Source organism: Streptomyces sp. NPDC017979, from assembly GCF_044328175.1.
GTDB lineage: Bacteria > Actinomycetota > Actinomycetes > Streptomycetales > Streptomycetaceae > Streptomyces.
In genome coordinates this window covers 764,541-782,546 of record NZ_JBIRGU010000003.1, presented here as the reverse complement: position 1 = coordinate 782,546, position 18,006 = coordinate 764,541, and the positions used below count along the sequence as shown (strand labels likewise).

15 protein-coding genes are annotated in these 18,006 nt (G+C 71.6%); 6 read left to right on the top strand and 9 right to left on the bottom strand.

Going from position 1 to position 18,006, the window contains the following annotated elements; translation table 11 throughout:
- Positions 1-278 (bottom strand): PHP domain-containing protein (locus ACH4E8_RS12965; RefSeq protein ID WP_398447250.1); only part of this gene is annotated, 278 nt, incomplete at its 3' end.
- 295 nt (positions 279-573) lie between these two features.
- Between ACH4E8_RS12965 and ACH4E8_RS12960 the strand changes: the two genes are divergently transcribed.
- The 4 genes from ACH4E8_RS12960 (at position 574) to ACH4E8_RS12945 (ending at position 5,558) form a co-directional block, all read left to right on the top strand.
- Positions 574-1,932: a DUF2252 domain-containing protein gene (locus tag ACH4E8_RS12960; RefSeq protein ID WP_398447248.1), complete on the top strand. Its 1,359-nt coding sequence runs from the start codon at positions 574-576 to the stop codon at positions 1,930-1,932.
- A gap of 92 nt (positions 1,933-2,024) precedes the next feature.
- Entirely contained in the window at positions 2,025-2,717 is a 693-nt protein-coding gene (locus tag ACH4E8_RS12955) for a hypothetical protein (protein WP_398447246.1), read from the top strand.
- 172 nt (positions 2,718-2,889) lie between these two features.
- The gene (locus tag ACH4E8_RS12950; protein ID WP_398447244.1) at positions 2,890-3,702 is read left to right on the top strand and encodes a DsbA family protein; all 813 of its coding nucleotides are present in this window, start codon (positions 2,890-2,892) and stop codon (positions 3,700-3,702) included.
- A gap of 200 nt (positions 3,703-3,902) precedes the next feature.
- Complete coding sequence (locus tag ACH4E8_RS12945; RefSeq protein ID WP_398447242.1) at positions 3,903-5,558, top strand: alkaline phosphatase D family protein; 1,656 nt, start codon at positions 3,903-3,905, stop codon at positions 5,556-5,558.
- Between the two features lie 281 nt (positions 5,559-5,839).
- Here the strand turns inward: ACH4E8_RS12945 and ACH4E8_RS12940 are convergent, their stop codons facing one another.
- Positions 5,840-6,409 (bottom strand): dienelactone hydrolase family protein, encoded by a 570-nt coding sequence (locus ACH4E8_RS12940; RefSeq protein WP_398447240.1) that lies wholly within the window; start codon positions 6,407-6,409, stop codon positions 5,840-5,842.
- Between the two features lie 23 nt (positions 6,410-6,432).
- On the opposite strand from ACH4E8_RS12940, the gene ACH4E8_RS12935 reads away from it, so the two are divergent.
- Positions 6,433-7,545, top strand: a complete 1,113-nt coding sequence (locus tag ACH4E8_RS12935) for a mechanosensitive ion channel family protein (RefSeq protein WP_398447238.1) — start codon at positions 6,433-6,435, stop codon at positions 7,543-7,545.
- A 47-nt stretch (positions 7,546-7,592) separates the two neighbouring features.
- On the opposite strand, the gene ACH4E8_RS12930 is transcribed toward ACH4E8_RS12935, so the two are convergent.
- The 5 genes from ACH4E8_RS12930 to ACH4E8_RS12910 form a co-directional block, all read right to left on the bottom strand.
- Complete coding sequence (locus tag ACH4E8_RS12930; protein ID WP_398447236.1) at positions 7,593-8,336, bottom strand: SDR family NAD(P)-dependent oxidoreductase; 744 nt, start codon at positions 8,334-8,336, stop codon at positions 7,593-7,595.
- Positions 8,337-8,373: 37 nt separating this feature from the next.
- The gene (locus ACH4E8_RS12925; protein ID WP_398447234.1) at positions 8,374-9,960 is read right to left on the bottom strand and encodes a Na+/H+ antiporter; all 1,587 of its coding nucleotides are present in this window, start codon (positions 9,958-9,960) and stop codon (positions 8,374-8,376) included.
- Positions 9,961-10,042: 82 nt separating this feature from the next.
- A complete protein-coding gene (locus ACH4E8_RS12920; RefSeq protein WP_398447232.1) occupies positions 10,043-10,984 on the bottom strand; it encodes an RluA family pseudouridine synthase in 942 nt (313 codons plus the stop codon).
- Between the two features lie 106 nt (positions 10,985-11,090).
- The gene (lspA, locus tag ACH4E8_RS12915; protein ID WP_398447230.1) at positions 11,091-11,660 is read right to left on the bottom strand and encodes a signal peptidase II; all 570 of its coding nucleotides are present in this window, start codon (positions 11,658-11,660) and stop codon (positions 11,091-11,093) included.
- Between the two features lie 57 nt (positions 11,661-11,717).
- Complete coding sequence (locus ACH4E8_RS12910) at positions 11,718-12,602, bottom strand: TraR/DksA family transcriptional regulator (RefSeq protein WP_398447228.1); 885 nt, start codon at positions 12,600-12,602, stop codon at positions 11,718-11,720.
- A gap of 610 nt (positions 12,603-13,212) precedes the next feature.
- On the opposite strand from ACH4E8_RS12910, the gene ileS reads away from it, so the two are divergent.
- On the top strand, positions 13,213-16,350 hold the full coding sequence (ileS, locus tag ACH4E8_RS12905) for an isoleucine--tRNA ligase (RefSeq protein ID WP_398447226.1): 3,138 nt from the start codon (positions 13,213-13,215) through the stop codon (positions 16,348-16,350).
- 171 nt (positions 16,351-16,521) lie between these two features.
- Here ileS and ACH4E8_RS12900 read toward each other — a convergent pair whose 3' ends face one another.
- Positions 16,522-17,610 (bottom strand): DivIVA domain-containing protein, encoded by a 1,089-nt coding sequence (locus ACH4E8_RS12900; protein ID WP_398447224.1) that lies wholly within the window; start codon positions 17,608-17,610, stop codon positions 16,522-16,524.
- A 64-nt stretch (positions 17,611-17,674) separates the two neighbouring features.
- Positions 17,675-17,965, bottom strand: a complete 291-nt coding sequence (locus tag ACH4E8_RS12895) for a YggT family protein (RefSeq protein WP_361965137.1) — start codon at positions 17,963-17,965, stop codon at positions 17,675-17,677.
- Positions 17,966-18,006 lie beyond the last annotated feature (41 nt).

The window sequence follows — 18,006 nt, the reverse complement described above, 5'->3', positions numbered from 1 at the left end:
TCACGCTTCTGATGCGGCTGACCCCACTGCACCTTCCGCTTGTTCCGCCGCGAATCAGGCGCCACATACGCCTCGATACCGATGATCGGCGTCACATCCGCCTTCACCGCCGAATGGAAGAAGTCATACGCCCCGTGCAGATTCCCGTGATCGGTCATCGCGATGTGCGTCATGCCCATCTCGTTGCACGCGGCGAACATGTCCTTCAACCGCGCCGCACCGTCCAGCAGCGAATACTGCGTGTGCACGTGCAGATGCGTGAAGGGCGGCTTTGTCACGGCTGGGGCCTCCAGAGGGGCGCGGGACGTCTGGGGTGACAGCGACGAAGTCTACGACTTGCCGACGACAGCCGCGGGCCCCCGCGCACCTCCCCGCGCCTCCGCCCGCGCCCCCTTCCGGGACCCCGACCGACCGCCGCCCCGGACCTCCGCGGGTCGCCCCGCGACCTTCCTCGTACGGGCACTCGAACGCCGCCCCGGACGTTGGGAGGGCTAGGGCCCGTACGGCGGGCCCGCTCCCGGCCGCGGTGGCCGGGTCCTTTCGTTCCACCCTTGCAGCAGGAGGCACACAGCGATGCCGGTACCGCACCCCGCCGAGGTCACGGCCGACGAGCGCGGCGAGGAGATCCTCGCCGTCTTCGGGACCGCCTTCGGCGAGCTCCTGGCCGCCGATCCGGCCGCCTTCCGGGTCAAGTTCCGGAAGATGGCGGCCTCGGCGTTCGCCTTCTACCGGGGCACGGCCTGCCTGTTCTACCGCGACCTGGAGCGGGAGCACACCGCCCGCGGCGACCGCGCCATCGGCACCGGGCCGTACCTGGACGAGCGGACCAGCCGCGTGTGGATCCACGGCGACCTCCACGCGGAGAACTTCGGCACCTACATGGATTCGAACGGCCGCCTGGTCTTCAACGTCAACGACTTCGACGAGGCGTACGTCGGCCCCTTCACCTGGGACCTGAAGCGGCTCGCCGCCTCGCTCGCCCTCATCGGCTACACCAAGGCCCTCAGCGACGAGCAGATCAGCGAGCTGGTCCGGATCTACGCCGCCGCCTACCGCGAGCGGATCCACGCCCTGGCGACCGGCGCCGCGGACGACGACGTGCCGCCCTTCACCCTGGACACCGCCCAGGGCCCGCTGCTCGACGCCCTGCGCGACGCCCGTTCGCTGACCCGCTTCTCGCTGCTGGACTCCATGACGGAGATCCGGGAGTTCGAGCGGCGCTTCGCCGCCGGCGGCGGCTCCATCGAGCTGGACGCGGCCACCCGCTACAAGGTCCTCGCCGCCTTCGACGGCTATCTGGAGACCCTGCCGGAGGCGAGCCTCGCCCGCCCCGACTCGTACCGGGTCAAGGACGTCGTCGGCCGGCGCGGCATCGGCATCGGATCGGCCGGCCTCCCGTCGTACAACATCCTCCTGGAGGGCAACAGCGACGCCCTGGAGAACGACGTGGTGATCTACATGAAGCAGGCGCAGACCCCGGCCGTCTCCCGCCACATCGACGACGAGGCCGTCCGGAAGTACTTCCACCACGAGGGCCACCGCACGGTGATCTCGCAGCGCGCCCTCCAGGACCACGCCGACCCGTGGCTGGGCTGGACCGAGCTGGACGGCGCCGGCCAGCTCGTCGCCGAGGTCTCGCCGTACGCCGTGGACCTGGACTGGTCCGACATCGACGACCCGCAGGAGATCGCGGCCGTCGTCGCCGACCTCGGCCGGGCCACCGCCACGATGCACGGCGCGGCGGACGACGAGAGCGGCCACTCCCTGGTGCCGTTCTCCACCGAGCGCGCCATCGACGCCGCGATCGCCGCCGACGAGGACGGCTTCCCGGAGCTGCTGGTGGACTTCGCCCACGCCTACGGAAACCGCGCCCGGGTGGACCACCAGATCTTCGTGGACCTCTTCCGCAACGGACGCATACCGGGCCTCTGACGGACCCGGCACATCGGCCGGGGCCCGCAGCCAGCGGGCCCCGGCCGCCTCCTCAGACTCCTCTCAGCAAGTCATGGCACACTCGGCAGACGATGGACGTATCGGGAATGCAGCTCAGAGCGCTGCGGGCAGCGATCTTCACGGCACTGGTCGTGACGCTGTCCACGGCGTCCCACGTGCTGCTCTCCCAGGCGCCGCTGCCCTGGTCCACCGTGGCCGCGCTGACCGCCGGCGTCTTCCTCGTCGCGTACGCCCTGTCGGGGCGCGAGCGGGGCTTCTGGCGGATCGCGGGGCTTCTGGTCCCGCTGGAGCTGGCCGCCGACACCGTCTTCAACGGCAGCCAGGACGTCTGTTACGGCCCCGCCGGCGGCCCGGTCACCGGATCGCTGCGGGCCCTCGGGTTCGACGTGCTGTGCGGGGGCGGGGTGGGCGCCCAGCTCCCCGGCGTCGCCGTCACGGGCGACGGCACCACGGCCCTGCTGCCGGCCACCGACCCCGCGCTGCCCTGGCTGCTGCTCGCCGCGCACGTCTCGGTGGGGCTCTTCGCCTCGCTCTGGCTGTGGCGCGGCGAGGAGGCGCTGGCCCGGCTGGTGCGGTCGGTGGGCGCGCTCGCCTTCCGTCCGCTGCTGCTGGCGGTGGCCGCCGCGGTGGCGGTGCACCGTCCCGTGCGACGCCCGGCCCGCCCCGCCCCGCGGCACACCTCCTTCCGCACCCTCCTGCTGGTGCACGCGCTCGGCCTGCGGGGCCCGCCGCGGACCGCGGCGCCCTTCGCCCTCGCCGCCTAGCACCTCCGCCGTAGCTCCCGCGCCCCTGCCGGCCCTTCCTGGCCGCGGTCGGGGTCGCCGGTGCACGGCGTCCAGGTGTGCGGCGTGACGTAGCCGCGCCCCCCTCCGCCGTACCCCCCTCACCTTCCCTTGACCTCGTATCTCCCGATACGTCCCCATGGAGTGATCCCACATGAGTGCACGCAACAACAAGGCCAACAAGGCAGCGGCCCGTGAGCGGCTGCGGCTGGAGCGCGAGCGGCAGGCCAAGAAGGACCGCGTCCGGCGTCAGTTGATCGTCGCCGGTTCCACGGTCGGCGTGCTCGCGCTCGCCGCCGGCGTCGGCTTCGCCGTGATGCAGGCGAACAAGCCGGACCACTGGGAGGCCGCGAAGGACGAGAAGAACGTCACCGCGCCCAAGAACACCAGCGGTGAGAACGGCACCACCGTCGTCATCGGCAAGCCGGAGGCGAAGAAGACGCTGGAGGTCTACGAGGACCCCCGCTGCCCCTCCTGCGCCGCCTTCGAGCAGGGCGTCGGCGAGACGATGAAGAAGGACGTCGCCGAGGGCAAGTACAAGGTGCAGTTCGTCGGCGCCACCTTCCTCGACAACGCGGACCAGGGCCAGGGCTCGAAGAACGCCATGAGCGCGCTGGGGGCCGCGCTCGACGTCAGCCCGGAGGCGTTCTCCGCGTACAAGGCCGCGCTGTACTCGAAGGAGTTCCACCCCCAGGGCAGCGACAAGTTCGCCAAGGACTCCTACCTGCTGGAGATCGCGGAAACCGTGCCGGCGCTCAAGGACAACGCCGCGTTCAAGAAGAACGTCGAGGACGGGACGTTCGACGCCTGGGCGATGAAGATGTCCGCGAAGTTCGACAAGAGCGGGATGGGCGGCACCCCGGCGCTGAAGATGGACGGCAAGAGGGTCACCGTCGAAGGCGGGAAGAACCCGCCCATGACGGCGGAGGAGTACCGCACGACCGTCGACAAGGCGCTGGCCGGCTGACCCGACCGCGAGCCGGCACCGGCCCCGGGGCTCCCAAGCCCCGGGGCCTTCGCACGTCCCGCCCCGTACGCCTCCCTCGCATCTCCAGGCCCTCGCGCACCGGCCCGTGCGTCGTGGCTCCGTCCCGGTTCCGTCTCGATCCGGGCGAGGCCCGATGAGCTGGTATCCATCGGCCCTACCGGCAAGTAGTGTGCGGGCCCGTGACCAGTCGATCTCCGTCAACTCCCAGCCGCCGCACGGTCGTCAAGGCCGCTGCCGCCACCGCCGCCGTCGCCGCCCCGACCGTCGCGGGCACCGCCACGGCCGCCCCGGCTGCGGCCGGTGTCTCGCTGTTCCACCACGGCGTCGCCTCCGGCGACCCGCTCCCCGACGGCGTCCTGCTGTGGACCCGCGTCACCCCGACCCCCGAAGCCCGGCCCGGCTCCGGCCTCGGCCCGGACACCCCGGTCGGGTGGGAGGTCGCCGAGGACCGGGAGTTCGACCGCGTCACCGCCCGCGGCGAGACCACCGCCACGGCCGCCACCGACCACACCGTCAAGGTCGACGTCCGCGGGCTGCACCCGCGCACCGACTACTACTTCCGCTTCACCGTCGGCGCGACCGCCTCCCCGGTGGGCCGCACCCGCACCGCACCGGCCGCGGACGCCGACGCCGCCGGGGCGCGCATCCGCTTCGGCGTGGTCTCCTGCGCCAACTGGGAGGCCGGCTACTTCTCGGCGTACCGCCACCTCGCCGCCCGCGCGGACCTGGACGCGGTGCTGCACCTCGGCGACTACATCTACGAGTACGCCACCGGGACCTATCCCAAGCCGGACGAGGTGGTGCGCAAGCACGCGCCGGAGCACGAGATCGTCACCCTGGCCGACTACCGGCTGCGGCACGCCACGTACAAGACGGACCCGGACCTGCGGGCCCTGCACGCCGCCCATCCGGTGGTCGCGATCTGGGACGACCACGAGATCGCCAACGACGCCTGGGCGGGCGGGGCGGAGAACCACACGCCGGGCGCCGAGGGCGACTTCGCCGTCCGGGCCGCCGCCGCCCGGCGCGCGTACTTCGAGTGGATGCCCGTCCGGGCGTCCACCGAGGGCACGGTCTACCGTCGGCTGCGCTTCGGCAAGTTGGCCGATCTGCACCTGCTCGACCTGCGGACCTTCCGCTCGGAGCAGTCGCGGATCGGCAGCGGCGCGGTGGACGACCCGGACCGTACGATCACCGGCCGGGCACAGCTCGACTGGCTGAAGGCGGGGCTCGCCGGGTCCGACGCGGCGTGGAAGCTGGTCGGGACGTCGGTGATGATCTCCCCGGTCGCCTTCGGCGCGCTGCCGGCGCACCTGCTGGCGCCCGTCGCCAAGCTGTTGGGCCTGCCGGAGGGCGGCGTCGCGATCAGCACGGACCAGTGGGACGGGTACACGGACGACCGGGGTGAACTGCTGGAGCACTTGGCGCGGCGGTCCGTCAGCAACACGGTCTTCCTCACCGGGGACATCCACATGGCCTGGGCCAACGACGTCCCGACGAGGGCCGCGACGTACCCGCTGTCGGGGTCGGTGGCGACCGAGTTCGTGGTGACGTCGGTGTCCTCGGACAATCTGAACGACCTGCTGAACGTGGCGCCGCGCACGGTTTCGCTGGTCGCCGGCGCGGCCATCAAGGGCGCCAACCGCCATGTGAAGTGGCTGGACATGGACGGCCACGGCTACGGCGTCCTGGACGTCACCGCCGAGCGCGCCCAGATGGACTACTACGTGCTGTCGGACCGCACGGCGCCGGACGCCACGGCCGCGTGGGCGCGCTCGTACCGCACGCTCAACGGCACGCAGAAGGTCGAACGCGTACGGGAGCCGGCGCGGTGACGCGGTGGCGGTGCGGTGGACACGGTGGCGGTGCGGTGACGCGGTGACGCCGTAGCGGGTACGCGGTGATGGCGTCTGCGGGCCGCCTGTGGCTGGTCGCGCAGTTCCGCCCCCTCAGCCCCGGGGGCCTGGGGGACCCCCAGCGCCCCTGTTTCGCTCACCTTGTCCTTTACCTGCGGGACAGGGGGTTTTAGGGGCGCGGGGAACTGCGCGAGTAACCACAGACGGCCCGCAGAGACCAGAGCACCCGCAGGGCTGCGGCGGCTCCGTCCACCGCCTGCCTAGACGCTGTCCAGGAAAGCGAGCGCGATCCGCCAGGTCTGCTCGGCCGCCTCCTCGTCGTAGTCCGGCAGGTCCGGGTCGGTGAAGATGTGGCCGGCGCCGGGGTAGCGGTAGACCTCGACGTCCGCCCCCGCCCGCCCCATCCGCAGGTACCACGCGGTCAGCCAGTCGTGCGGCTCGAAGGGGTCGGGGTCGGCGAGGTGGAGTTGCACCGGGAGTTCGTCGACGGTCGCGTCGTCGGCGATGTCGGACGTGCCGTGCAGGAGTAGCAGCCCGCGGGCCCGCTCGTCGCCGAGCGCCAGGTTCTGCGCCACGGAGGCGCCGAGCGAGAAGCCGGCGTAGACCAGCCCGGAGTCGGAGTGCGGCGCGGACGCGGCGATGCCCCGGCGCAGCAGCTCTTCGTGGCCCAGCTCCTCCTTGAAGGCCATGCCCTCCTCGGCCGTCTCGAAGGTCCTGCCTTCGAAGAGGTCCGGGGTCCACACCTGGTGACCTGCGGCTTCGAGGCGCTCGGCGGCCGAGTGCACGGCCGGTCGCAGACCGTAGGCGGAATGAAAGAGCATGATGTTCATGCCGCCAGGTTACGTTCCCCTGCATGGAGAACACGCTGCGTCCCTTGCTCGTCTTCGGCGGCACGCTGGTGCTCACGTTCCTGGTGGGCTGGCTGGTCGACCGATTGCTGCGGCGTGCCGACTCCCGGCACGCCGAGACCCCGCTGTGGGGCCTGTTGCGCCGCTGCCGCCCGCCGTTGCAGGTGGTGCTGGCGGCCGGGCTGCTCAGAGGCGCGTACCGACAGACCGGCATCGGAGTGGTCGACGACCACGAGGAGGGGTTCGGACAACTGCTGACCCTGGTGCTGATCGGGGCCTCGGCCTGGCTGGTGGTGCGGATCGCACAGGCGGTGGTGGAGTCCACGTACAGCCGGTACGCGGCAACGACCCGTGATCCGGCCCGGGTGCGCCGGGTCCGTACCCAGGTCACGCTGATCCAACGGGTCGTGGTCGCCGTGGTGGGCGTGGTCGCGGTCGCGGCGATGCTGCTGACCTTCCCGGCGATGCGGACGGTCGGCACGTCCATGCTGGCGTCGGCCGGTGTCCTCGGCATCGTCGCCGGCGTGGCCGCGCAGTCCACCCTCGGCAACCTCTTCGCCGGGCTCCAGATCGCCTTCGGCGACATGGTCCGCATCGGGGACACGGTGGTCGTGGAGGGCGAGTGGGGCACGGTCGAGGAGATCACCCTGACCTCGCTGACCGTGCGCACCTGGGACGAGCGGCGGATCACGATGCCGGTCTCGTACTTCACCGGGAAGCCGTTCGAGAACTGGTCGCGCGGTGGCGCGCAGATGACCGGCTCGGTCTTCTTCCACCTGGACCACTCGGCACCGGTGGAGCTGATGCGGCAGAAGCTGCGCGAGGTCGTCGAGGCCCACCCGGCGTGGGACCGGCGGGACTGGTCGCTGGCGGTCACCGACACCACCCCGTCGACGATCCAGGTGCGGGCGGTGATGACGGCGAAGGACGCCGACGACATCTGGACGGTGCGGTGCGCGGTGCGGGAGCAGATGGTGACGTGGCTGCACGAGCACCATCCGTACGCGCTGCCGCGGATCGCGACGGCGCCTGCGGCGGCCCTGGAGAAGGGGCGCGAGGAGGTACGGGACGAGGTACGGATTCCGGGCGCGAGCCGACCCGACACCGGTCGGGGCTGACGGCCGGGTCGAGCCGGCGTCGACGACGCGACGGGGCCGAGCGCGGTTCAGTGGCCGCGTTCCGCCCCGCCGTTGACCTGGATGACCTGCGCGGTGATGTGTCCCGCCGCGGAGGAGGCCAGGAAGTGCAGGGTCCGGGCGATGTCCCCGGGGTGCCCGATGCGTCCGGTGGCCGTCTCCTCGATCAGCTCCGCCAGGTGGTCCGCCGGGAAGTCGCCGCCGAAGAAGTCGGTCTCCTCCACGTAGCCGGGCGACACCACGTTCACGGTGATCCCGCGCGGCCCGAGGACCCGGGCGAGCCGGAAGGCGTACGGGTGGAGCGCCGCCTTCGCCGCGGCGTACGCCGGCCGGCCGGAGCCGCGGGCGGCGGCGATGGAGCTGAGGAAGAGCACCCGGCCTCCGGGCGTGGCCAGATGGCCCTGGAGCGCTTCGGTCAGCAGTACGGCGGTGAGGGTGTTGAGCCGGAAGTTGACCGTCCACTCCTGGTGCAGGTCCTCCAAGGGGTCCTCGTGGCCGTCCGGCACGGCTCCGCCGGTGCCGCCGGCGCTGTGCACGAGGACGTCCACGGTGCCGTACTCCCGCTCCACGAAGTCGGCGACGCGGCGCACGTCGACGGGGTCGCCGAGGTCGCCCGCGCAGTGCGCGGCGCCCGGCAGCGAGGCCGCGGCCCGCTCCAGCACGTCCGCGCGCCGGCCGAGCAGCACCACCCGGTCCCCGCCCTCGGCGAACGTCTCCGCCGCCGCCAGCCCGATGCCCGTTCCTCCGCCACTGATCACCACGGTGCGCGCCATGGTGCGGATCCTACGAGCCCCGCGGGGCGGCCGGGGCTCAGCGCAGGCTGCGTACGTCCAGATGTCGCAGCACCCGGTCGACGACCTCCGGGTCGGCGCCCGGCTCGCTGCGCGCGGCGAGCACTTCGTGCCGGGCGGCCGACAGCATCTCGCGCTGGATGCGCTGGACGGTGCGCGCCCGCTCGGTGCGCCGGGCGAACCACTCGCGCCGGTCCTCGTCGACGATGTCGGGGCTGATCCGGGCGCCCACCTCGTACGCGCCCCGGTGCAGCCGCTCGCTGACCTCCTCCGGCAACTCCTCGACCTCCTCGATCTCCTTCAGCCGGTGCCGGGCGGCGCGGGCCGCGCGCAGTGCCAAGTCGTGCTCCAGGCCCCGCTCGGCGTCCACGTCGGCGCGCACGCCGAGCCGCTTCACCAGCCAGGGCAGGGTCAGCCCCTGGAGCAGCAGGGTGGCGAGGATCACCACGAAGGCGATGAAGACGATCTCGTCGCGGCCGGGGAAGGGGGAGCCGTCGTCCGTGGTCAGCGGGATGGCGAGGGCGAGCGCGACGGAGGCGACGCCGCGCATGCCGGACCACCACATGACGACGGTCTCCCGCCAGGTCATCGGGATGTCCTCGTCGTAGTCCCGCTTGCCGTGCAGCCGCTTGGCGAGCCAGGTGGCCGGAAGCAGCCACAGCAGCCGTACCCCGATCACCACGGCGGTGACGGTCGCGCCCCAGCCGAGCATCCGCAGCACGTGACCGTCGGCGGTGCCGAAGACGCTGCGCAGTTCCAGCCCGATGAGGCCGAACGCGACGCCGGTGACCAGGGTGTCCACCACGCCCCAGAAGGTGTTCCCGGCCAGCCGGCCCAGGACGTCGTCGGCGTCGGCGGCGTGCTCGGCCAGGAAGAGCGCGGTGACGAGCACCGCGAGCACGCCGGAGCCGTGCAGTTCCTCGGCGACGGCGTAGCTGACGAACGGGACCATCAGGGTGAGCCCCACCTGGAGGATGGCGTCCCCCAGGAACCCCATCAGCTTGTTCGACAGCCAGCCGACCACCACCCCCACGACCACCGCCACGACGGCGGAGAGCAGCAGTTGGACGGCGGCGGCGGACCAGGAGAAGCTGCCGCTGACGGCCGCGGCGATCGCCACGTGGTACAGCACGATGGCGGTGACGTCGTTGAAGAGCCCCTCCCCCTCCAGGATCGACACCAGCCGCCGCGGCAGCCCGAGCCGCCCGGCCACCGCGGTCGCCGCGACCGGGTCCGGCGGCGCGACGAGCGCCCCGAGCGCGACGGCGGCGGCGATCGGCAGGCCGGGCACGACGGCGTTGACGACGAACGCGACGGCCGCGGTGGTGACGAAGACCAGCGCGACCGCGAGGAGGAGGATGGGCCGCACGTGGGCCGTGAACTGCCGCCAGGAGGTGCGCTGCACGGCGGCGTACAGCAGGGGCGGCAGCACCAGCGGCAGAATGAACTCCGGCGGAATCGCCACGTCCGGCACGACGGGCAGGAAGGCGACCCCCGCCCCCGCGAGCGTCATCAACACCGGCGCCGGCAAGTCCAGCCGCTCCCCCAACGGCACGCTCACCACGGCCCCGAGCACCAGCCCCAACAAGAGCGCAACCTGATCCACGCGCCCCTATATACCCCGTACGCCTACTTTTGCCGCAGGGCGAACGTGGTTGCCATGGCGGGCGCGGTCGCGCGCCGTGACGCTACACGCTCTCCGCCGCGATGCGGTCCAGCGCCGTCTGCAAGTCCTCCGGGTACCCGCTCTCGAACTCGACCCACCGCCCGTCCGACGGATGCTCGAACCCCAGCCGCACCGCGTGCAGCCACTGCCGCGTCAGCCCCAGCCGCTTCGCCAGCGTCGGATCCGCCCCGTACGTCAGGTCCCCCACGCAAGGGTGCCGGTGCGCCGACATGTGCACCCGGATCTGGTGGGTGCGGCCCGTCTCCAGCTTGATGTCCAGCAGGGACGCCGCCCGGAACGCCTCCAGCAGGTCGTAGTGGGTGACCGAGGGCTTGCCCTCGGCGGTGACGGCCCACTTGTAGTCGTGGTTCGGGTGCCGCCCGATCGGCGCGTCGATCGTCCCGCTCAGCGGGTCGGGGTGGCCCTGCACCAGCGCGTGGTAGCGCTTGTCGACCGTACGCTCCCGGAACTGCTGCTTCAGCAGGGTGTACGCACGCTCCGACTTCGCGACGACCATCAGCCCGCTGGTCCCGACGTCCAGCCGGTGGACGACGCCCTGCCGCTCGGCCGCGCCGGACGTGGAGATCCGGTACCCCGCCGCGGCGAGGCCGCCGATCACGGTCGTGCCGGTCCACCCGGGGCTGGGGTGCGCGGCCACGCCGACCGGCTTCACGATCACCACGATGTCGTCGTCGTCGTGGATGATCTCCATGCCTTCGACGGGCTCGGCGACGATCTGCACCGGCGCGGGCGCCTGCGGCATCTCCACTTCGAGCCACGCCCCGCCGTGCACCCGCTCGGACTTTCCGACGACCGCGCCGTCGACCTGCACCTTCCCCAGCGCGGCCAGCTCCGCCGCCTTCGTACGGGAGAAGCCGAACATGCGGGAGATGGCGGCGTCGACGCGCTCGCCCTCCAGGCCGTCGGGTACGGGCAGGGTGCGGATCTCGGGAAGCGTACTCACCCGTCCGAGTATGCCTTGCCCACATGCATGACTTGCACGCGAGCAAGCAGGCCGAGGCGGGCGGAGGCGGCGGGCCCGGGCACCCTGACCCCGCCGGGAAGGGGCGTCAGTCCTTGTGAACGGTCCCGTCCGGGTCCAGCCCCCGGAAGGAGAGGATGACGATCAGGAAGCCGCCGCACACGATCGCGGTGTCCGCGAGGTTGAAGACCGCGAAGTGCGCCGGCGCGATGAAGTCGACGACGGCGCCCTCGAAGACGCCCGGGGAACGGAAGATCCGGTCCGTGAGGTTGCCGAGCGCCCCGCCCAGCAGCAGCCCCAGCGCGATGGCCCACGGCAGGCTGTAGAGCTTGCGGGCCAGCCGGACGATCACGACGATCACCGTGGCCGCGATCACCGTGAAGATCACGGTGAACGCCTCGCCGATCCCGAAGGCCGCCCCGGGGTTGCGCACCGCGGTGAACTTCAGCAGGTCCCCGACGACCTCGATCGACGGCCGGTGCTCCAGCTTGGCCACCACGATCATCTTGCTGACCAGGTCGATCAGGTAGGCGACCACGGCGACGCCCACCAGCACGGCGATCTTGCGTTTGCCCCTGGGCCGCTCCGCGGGGGCCTCCGCCTCGCCGCCCTCGGCTCCGTCCTCCGGCGTACCGATGATGCGCTCCGCCTCTGCCACGTGAGTCCCTCAACCTAGGTGCCTGACTGAGCACGAGGGTACGTCACACGTCCGGGCTCAGCCCCGGCGCTCCTGCTTCTGCTTGCACTCCACGCACAGGGTGGCGCGCGGGAACGCCTGCATCCTGGCCTTGCCGATCGGCTTCCCGCAGTTCTCGCAGATGCCGTACGTGCCGGCCTCCAGCCGCAGCAGGGCGCGCTCGGTCTGCGCCAGCATCTCGCGGGCGTTCGCGGCCAGCGACAGCTCGTGCTCGCGGGTGATGTTCTTCGTGCCCGTGTCGGCGTCGTCGTCACCGGCGCCGTCGCCGGAGTCGCGCATGAGTCCGGCGAGCGCCTCCTCGGATGCGGTGAGCTCGGCGGTGAGCCGGGCGACGTCGTCCGCCAGCTCGGCCCGGGCCGCCGCGACCTCCTCCGGAGTCCAGGGCTCCTCGCCCGGACGTACGGCGAGCTCCTCCGCGGGGGCCGCTGCGTCGCGCGCGGTGGGCACCGCAGTGGGGCCCCCGTCGAGGGCCACGGTCTTCTTCGCTCCCACTTTCCCGGCTCCTGTCTGCCTCGGGGACTTCTTGGCTGCCTTCTTCACGGTCTTCTTCGCCGGCGCGGTCTTCTTCGCGGGCGCCTTCTTGGCCGCGGCCTTCTTCGCCGGTGCCGCCTTCGCAGCGACCTTCTTCGCCGCCGTCTTCTTGGCCGGGGCCTTCTTCGCAGGGGTCTTCTCGGCCGCCGGCGCAGCCGACTCGGCTGTCTTCTCGGCCGCCTTCTTGGTCGCCTTCTTCGCCGGCGCCTTCTTGGTGGCCTTCGCCGCCGCCTTTCGGGCTACGGGCTCCTTCCCCGCGGACCCTTCCGCGCCGGCGCCGTCCGCAGCGTCCTCCCGCGGGGCGCCGGCCGCCGCCCCGGCCACGGCCTCCTGGGCAGCGCTCTTCTTCGCAGCGGTCTTCTTCGCCACCATGGCCGCGGCCCCTTCACATATTGTGATCTTGCTCGCGAATCGTGCTGGGACGATAAATCGACACCAGCTCCGCGGCAAACGGGGCACGCCGCCACATATCGACCACCTCGGTCTCGCACCTGGGTCTCGGTGAATCGGGCCTTCATCCGTTGTGCCCGGTCCCCCGCCCCGTAATCCGCCCCTTGACGGCACCCGCACATCCCGCGTGAAGACGCCCGTGCGGACCGCCGCACGCACTCCTCCCCCGTCCGGGTCACGCCGGCCGTGGGTCACCCGCCCCGATCCGACCGCCCGTAAACCGGTCGGCCGGCCCCCTCCACGGCGCTTACACTGGGCTGAGCGAAAGGCGTCGATGGGGCCGAGTAGCGTCGTGAGCAGCCATGAGCGACCCGGGGACGGTGCGAGCCCGGGGGACCGGCGCGACGTGAAGCATCACCCCGGAGCCGTCGGAAGAAAGCCGCGGACCGATCCGCCCGCGGCGATTAGACCCGGCATCGCGACCCAATGAGGGGACGGCGCACCGCGCGCCGTCAAGGAGGGTGGTACCGCGGGAGCCGACCGCTCTCGTCCCTCCGACGGAAGAGAGTCTGTCCGCCGGAGGAGTTCGCCCATGACACCCCCCCAGTACCGCCAGGTCCCCGCCCAGGTGGACCTGCCCGCGCTGGAGCACGCCGTGCTCGACTTCTGGCGCGAGAACAAGGTCTTCGCCAAGAGCCTCGCCCAGTCCGACGGCCGCCCCGAGTGGGTCTTCTACGAGGGCCCGCCGACCGCCAACGGCATGCCCGGCGCCCACCACATCGAGGCGCGCGTCTTCAAGGACGTCTTCCCCCGCTTCCGCACCATGCGCGGCTACCACGTCGCCCGCAAGGCCGGCTGGGACTGCCACGGGCTGCCGGTCGAGCTCGCCGTCGAGAAGGAGCTCGGCTTCTCCGGCAAGCAGGACATCGAGGCGTACGGCATCGCCGAGTTCAACGAGAAGTGCCGCGAGTCGGTGACCCGGCACACCGACGCCTTCGCCGAGCTGACCGAGCGCATGGGTTACTGGGTCGACCTGGACGAGGCGTACTGGACCATGAAGCCGGAGTACATCGACTCCGTCTGGTGGTCGCTGAAGGAGATCTTCGCCAAGGGCCTGCTCGTCCAGGACCACCGCGTCGCCCCCTGGTGCCCCCGCTGCGGCACCGGCCTGTCGGACCACGAGCTGGCGCAGGGCTACGAGACGGTCGTGGACCCGTCGGTGTACGTGCGCTTCCCGCTCACCTCCGGCCCGCTCGCCGGCGAGGCGTCGCTGCTGGTGTGGACGACGACCCCGTGGACCCTGGTGTCGAACACCGCCGTCGCCGCCCACCCCGACGTGACCTACGTCGTCGCGACCGACGGCACCGAGCGGATCGTCGTCGCCGAACCCCTGCTGGAGAAGGCCCTCGGCGAAGGTTGGGAGGCCATCGGCCGCTCCTTCACCGGCGCCGAGATGGAGCGCTGGACCTACGAGCGCCCCTTCGACCTGATCGAGTTCCCCGCCCCGGCGCACTACGTCGTCAACGCCGACTACGTCACCACCGAGGACGGCACCGGTCTGGTCCACCAGTCCCCCGCCTTCGGCGAGGACGACCTCAAGGTCTGCCGCGCCTACGGCCTCCCGGTGGTCAACCCGATCCGCCCCGACGGCACCTTCGAAGAAGACGTGCCGCTCGTCGGCGGCGTCTTCTTCAAGAAGGCCGACGAGGCGCTGACCGCGGACCTCGACGCCCGCGGCAAGCTCTTCCGCCACATCCCGTACGAGCACAGCTATCCGCACTGCTGGCGCTGCCACACCGCGCTGCTGTACTACGCGCAGCCGTCCTGGTACATCCGCACGACCGCCGTCAAGGACCGGTTGATCGAGGAGAACGAGCGGACGAACTGGTTCCCGGACTCCGTCAAGCACGGCCGGTTCGGCGACTGGCTCAACAACAACGTCGACTGGGCCCTGTCCCGCAACCGCTACTGGGGCACCCCGCTGCCGATCTGGCGCTGCGCGGACGACCACCTCACCTGCGTCGGCTCGCGCGCCGAGCTGACCGAGCTGACCGGCACGGACCAGACCGCGCTGGACCCGCACCGCCCCTTCATCGACGACGTCACCTTCGACTGCCCCGAGTGCGGCGGCACCGCGACCCGCGTCCCCGAGGTCATCGACGCCTGGTACGACGCCGGTTCGATGCCCTTCGCCCAGTGGGGCTACCCGTACAAGAACAAGGAGCTGTTCGAGAAGCGCTACCCGGCGCAGTTCATCTCGGAGGCCATCGACCAGACCCGCGGCTGGTTCTACACCCTGATGGCGGTCGGCACGCTGGTCTTCGACAAGTCGTCGTACGAGAACGTGGTCTGCCTCGGCCACATCCTCGCCGAGGACGGTCGGAAGATGTCCAAGCACTTGGGGAACATCCTCCAGCCGATCCCGCTGATGGACCAGCACGGCGCGGACGCCGTCCGCTGGTTCATGGCGGCCGGCGGCTCCCCCTGGTCCGCCCGTCGCGTCGGGCACGGCACGATCCAGGAGGTCGTCCGCAAGACGCTGCTGACCTACTGGAACACGGTCGCCTTCCAGTCCCTGTACGCCCGCACGTCGAACTGGTCCCCCTCCGCCGCCGATCCGGCGCCCGCCGACCGCCCGGTCCTGGACCGCTGGCTGCTGGGCGAGCTGAACACGCTGGTGGACCAGGTCACCGACGCCATGGAGGCGTACGACACCCAGCGCGCCGGCAAGCTGCTGTCCGCGTTCGTCGACGACCTCTCCAACTGGTACGTACGACGGTCCCGGCGCCGCTTCTGGCAGGGCGACGCGGCGGCGCTGCGCACCCTGCACGAGGTGGTCGAGACGGTCACCCGGCTGCTGGCCCCGCTCGTCCCGTTCATCACCGAGCGGGTCTGGCAGGACCTCGTCGTCCCGGTCACCCCGGACGCCCCGGAGTCGGTGCACCTGAGCGAGTGGCCGAAGGCCGATGCCTCGCTGGTCGACGGGACCCTGTCACAGCAGATGGCGGTGGTGCGGCGGCTGGTCGAGCTGGGCCGGGCGACGCGTGCGGAGTCCGGGGTCAAGACCCGGCAGCCGCTGTCCCGCGCACTGGTGGCGGCGGCCGGTTTCGACGCCCTCTCCCCCGAACTGCACGCGCAGATCACGGAGGAGCTGAACGTCTCCTCGCTGGCGTCCCTGTCCGAGGTCGGCGGCTCGCTGGTGGACACCACCGCGAAGGCCAACTTCCGGGCGCTGGGCAAGCGGTTCGGCAAGGGCGTCCAGGCGGTCGCGAAGGCGGTCGCCGAGGCGGACGCCGCCGCGCTGGCGCTGGCGCTGCGCGACGGGGAGGCCAGCCTGGAGGTCGACGGCGAGACCGTGCTGCTCGCCCCGGACGAGGTCATCATCACCGAGACCCCGCGCGAGGGCTGGTCCGTGGCGTCCGACTCCGGTGCGACGGTCGCCCTCGATCTGGAGATCACCCCCGAGCTGCGGCTCGCGGGGCTGGCCCGGGACGCGATCCGGCTCATCCAGGAAGCCCGCAAGAACAGCGGGTTGGACGTCGCCGACCGCATCGCCGTCGTCTGGTCCGCCGACGACGCGTCGACCGCGCAGGCCCTCACGGAGCACAGCGCGCTGATCTCGGACGAGGTGCTGGCCAACGACTTCGCGCAGTCGGCCGCGGACGACTCGTACGGCCCGGCCTTCACCGACGAACCGCTGTCCCTCACCTTCCACCTGCGCAAGGTCTGAGGCACCGCTCCGACACCGAGGCCCCGCCCCCTTCGAGAGGGGCGGGGCCTTCGTCGTCCGGCAGCAGTCGGTTCCGCCGGGCCACGGCAAAAGGGCCGGGCCCGGACAGAGTGTGTCCGGGCCCGGCCCTTGGGACTGACTGCCGACGACTAGATCGTCATCGTACGGCTGTCAGTTGTCGTCCTCGTCGATCAGGAACCCGCGCATCGGCGACGGCGCCTGCTGCATCGGCTGCGGCGCCTGCGGGCGGACCGGAGCCATCGGCTGGGTCATCGCGGGAGCCATCTGCTGCTGCCCGCCGTACGACGGGCTGCCGCCCATCGGCGAACCCATGGACGGGGCGCCGCCCATGGAGTGACCCATGGAAGGAGCACCGGCCGAAGCCATCGACGGCGACGGCGGCAGCGAAGCCGCAGCCGGCGTGCGCGGCGGGGCCAGCGAGTCGTCCGCCTGGGTCTCCAACTGGCGGAGCTGGCTCTCCAGGTAGGACTTCAGACGGGTGCGGTACTCGCGCTCGAAGCCCCGCAGGTCCTCGACCTTGCGCTCCAGCGTGGCGCGGGCCGACTCCAGCGAGCCCATCGCGACGCGGTGCTTCTCCTGGGCGTCCCGCTCCAGGGCGTCGGCCTTGGCACGGGCGTCCCGCTCCAGGCCCTCGGCGCGCGAACGCGCCTCGCCGACGATCTTGTTGGCCTCGGAACGGGCCTCCGCGATCGCCTGGTCCGCGGTCTGCTGCGCCAGCGAGAGGACCCGGGCGGCGCTGTCGCCACCGGGACCGCCCTGACCGGGCATCTGCTGCGGGTGGCCGCCCATGGGACCGCCCTGCATCTGGCCCATCGGACCGCCCATGGGGCCGCCCTGCATCGGACCGGGACCGCCCTGCATCGGGCCGGGGCCGCCCATCGGGCCGCCGTGGCTGGGACCGGCCGGCAGCTGCGGCGCTCCGCCGGGCAGTTGGGGCGGACCCATCTGCTGCGGGGGCTGCTGCTGGACGGGGGGGCCCGATATGGCAGCGGGCACCGGGGCCCCGGGCCGTTGGTCCTGCGGCTCCGGTCCCTTGCGCATGCCCTGCTGCTGGTTCTGCGCCGCCGCTCGGGTCGCCGCGGCCAACTTGGCGCGCAGGTCCTCGTTCTCGCGAAGCAGGCGGGTCAGTTCGGACTCGACCTCGTCGAGAAAGGCATCGACCTCGTCCTCGTCATAGCCTTCTCGGAGGCGGACGGTCGTGAACTGCTTGTTCCGCACGTCCTCGGGGGTCAGCGGCATCTCTTCTTCACCTCTACGTAGTCGTCGGCAGTCGGCAAGACCGTATCGTCCACAGTTACCCCGCTCATCCGGCGAACTTCCCCACGATGGAGATCAGGATGTAGACGATGATCATCAGAACGAAGAAGGACAGGTCTAGTGCCACGCCCCCGAGACGCAACGGCGGGATGAACCGCCGAAGAAGCTTGAGCGGTGGATCGGTGACAGTGTAGGTGGCCTCAAGGATGACCACCATCACCTTCCCGGGTTGCCATGAACGGGCGAACTGGAAGACATAGTCCATGACTAGCCGGAAGACCAGCACGACCAGGAAGCACACCAGCGCGATGTAGACCACCTCTAGTGCGACGCCCATTCCGCGCTTCCCTCTCCCCTGTGCTCACATGCCCCCGACCT

Excerpts from the sequence above, each read along its gene's own strand:
- ACH4E8_RS12895 (WP_361965137.1), bottom strand. The coding sequence starts at position 17,965 with ATGGGCGTCGCACTAGAGGTGGTCTACATCGCGCTGGTGTGCTTCCTG.
- ACH4E8_RS12940 (WP_398447240.1), bottom strand. The coding sequence starts at position 6,409 with ATGAACATCATGCTCTTTCATTCCGCCTACGGTCTGCGACCGGCCGTG.
- ACH4E8_RS12910 (WP_398447228.1), bottom strand. The coding sequence starts at position 12,602 with ATGGTGGCGAAGAAGACCGCTGCGAAGAAGAGCGCTGCCCAGGAGGCC.
- ACH4E8_RS12930 (WP_398447236.1), bottom strand. The coding sequence starts at position 8,336 with ATGGCGCGCACCGTGGTGATCAGTGGCGGAGGAACGGGCATCGGGCTG.
- ACH4E8_RS12950 (WP_398447244.1), top strand. The coding sequence starts at position 2,890 with ATGAGTGCACGCAACAACAAGGCCAACAAGGCAGCGGCCCGTGAGCGG.
- ACH4E8_RS12955 (WP_398447246.1), top strand. The coding sequence starts at position 2,025 with ATGGACGTATCGGGAATGCAGCTCAGAGCGCTGCGGGCAGCGATCTTC.
- ileS (WP_398447226.1), top strand. The coding sequence starts at position 13,213 with ATGACACCCCCCCAGTACCGCCAGGTCCCCGCCCAGGTGGACCTGCCC.
- ACH4E8_RS12900 (WP_398447224.1), bottom strand. The coding sequence starts at position 17,610 with ATGCCGCTGACCCCCGAGGACGTGCGGAACAAGCAGTTCACGACCGTC.
- ACH4E8_RS12960 (WP_398447248.1), top strand. The coding sequence starts at position 574 with ATGCCGGTACCGCACCCCGCCGAGGTCACGGCCGACGAGCGCGGCGAG.
- ACH4E8_RS12935 (WP_398447238.1), top strand. The coding sequence starts at position 6,433 with ATGGAGAACACGCTGCGTCCCTTGCTCGTCTTCGGCGGCACGCTGGTG.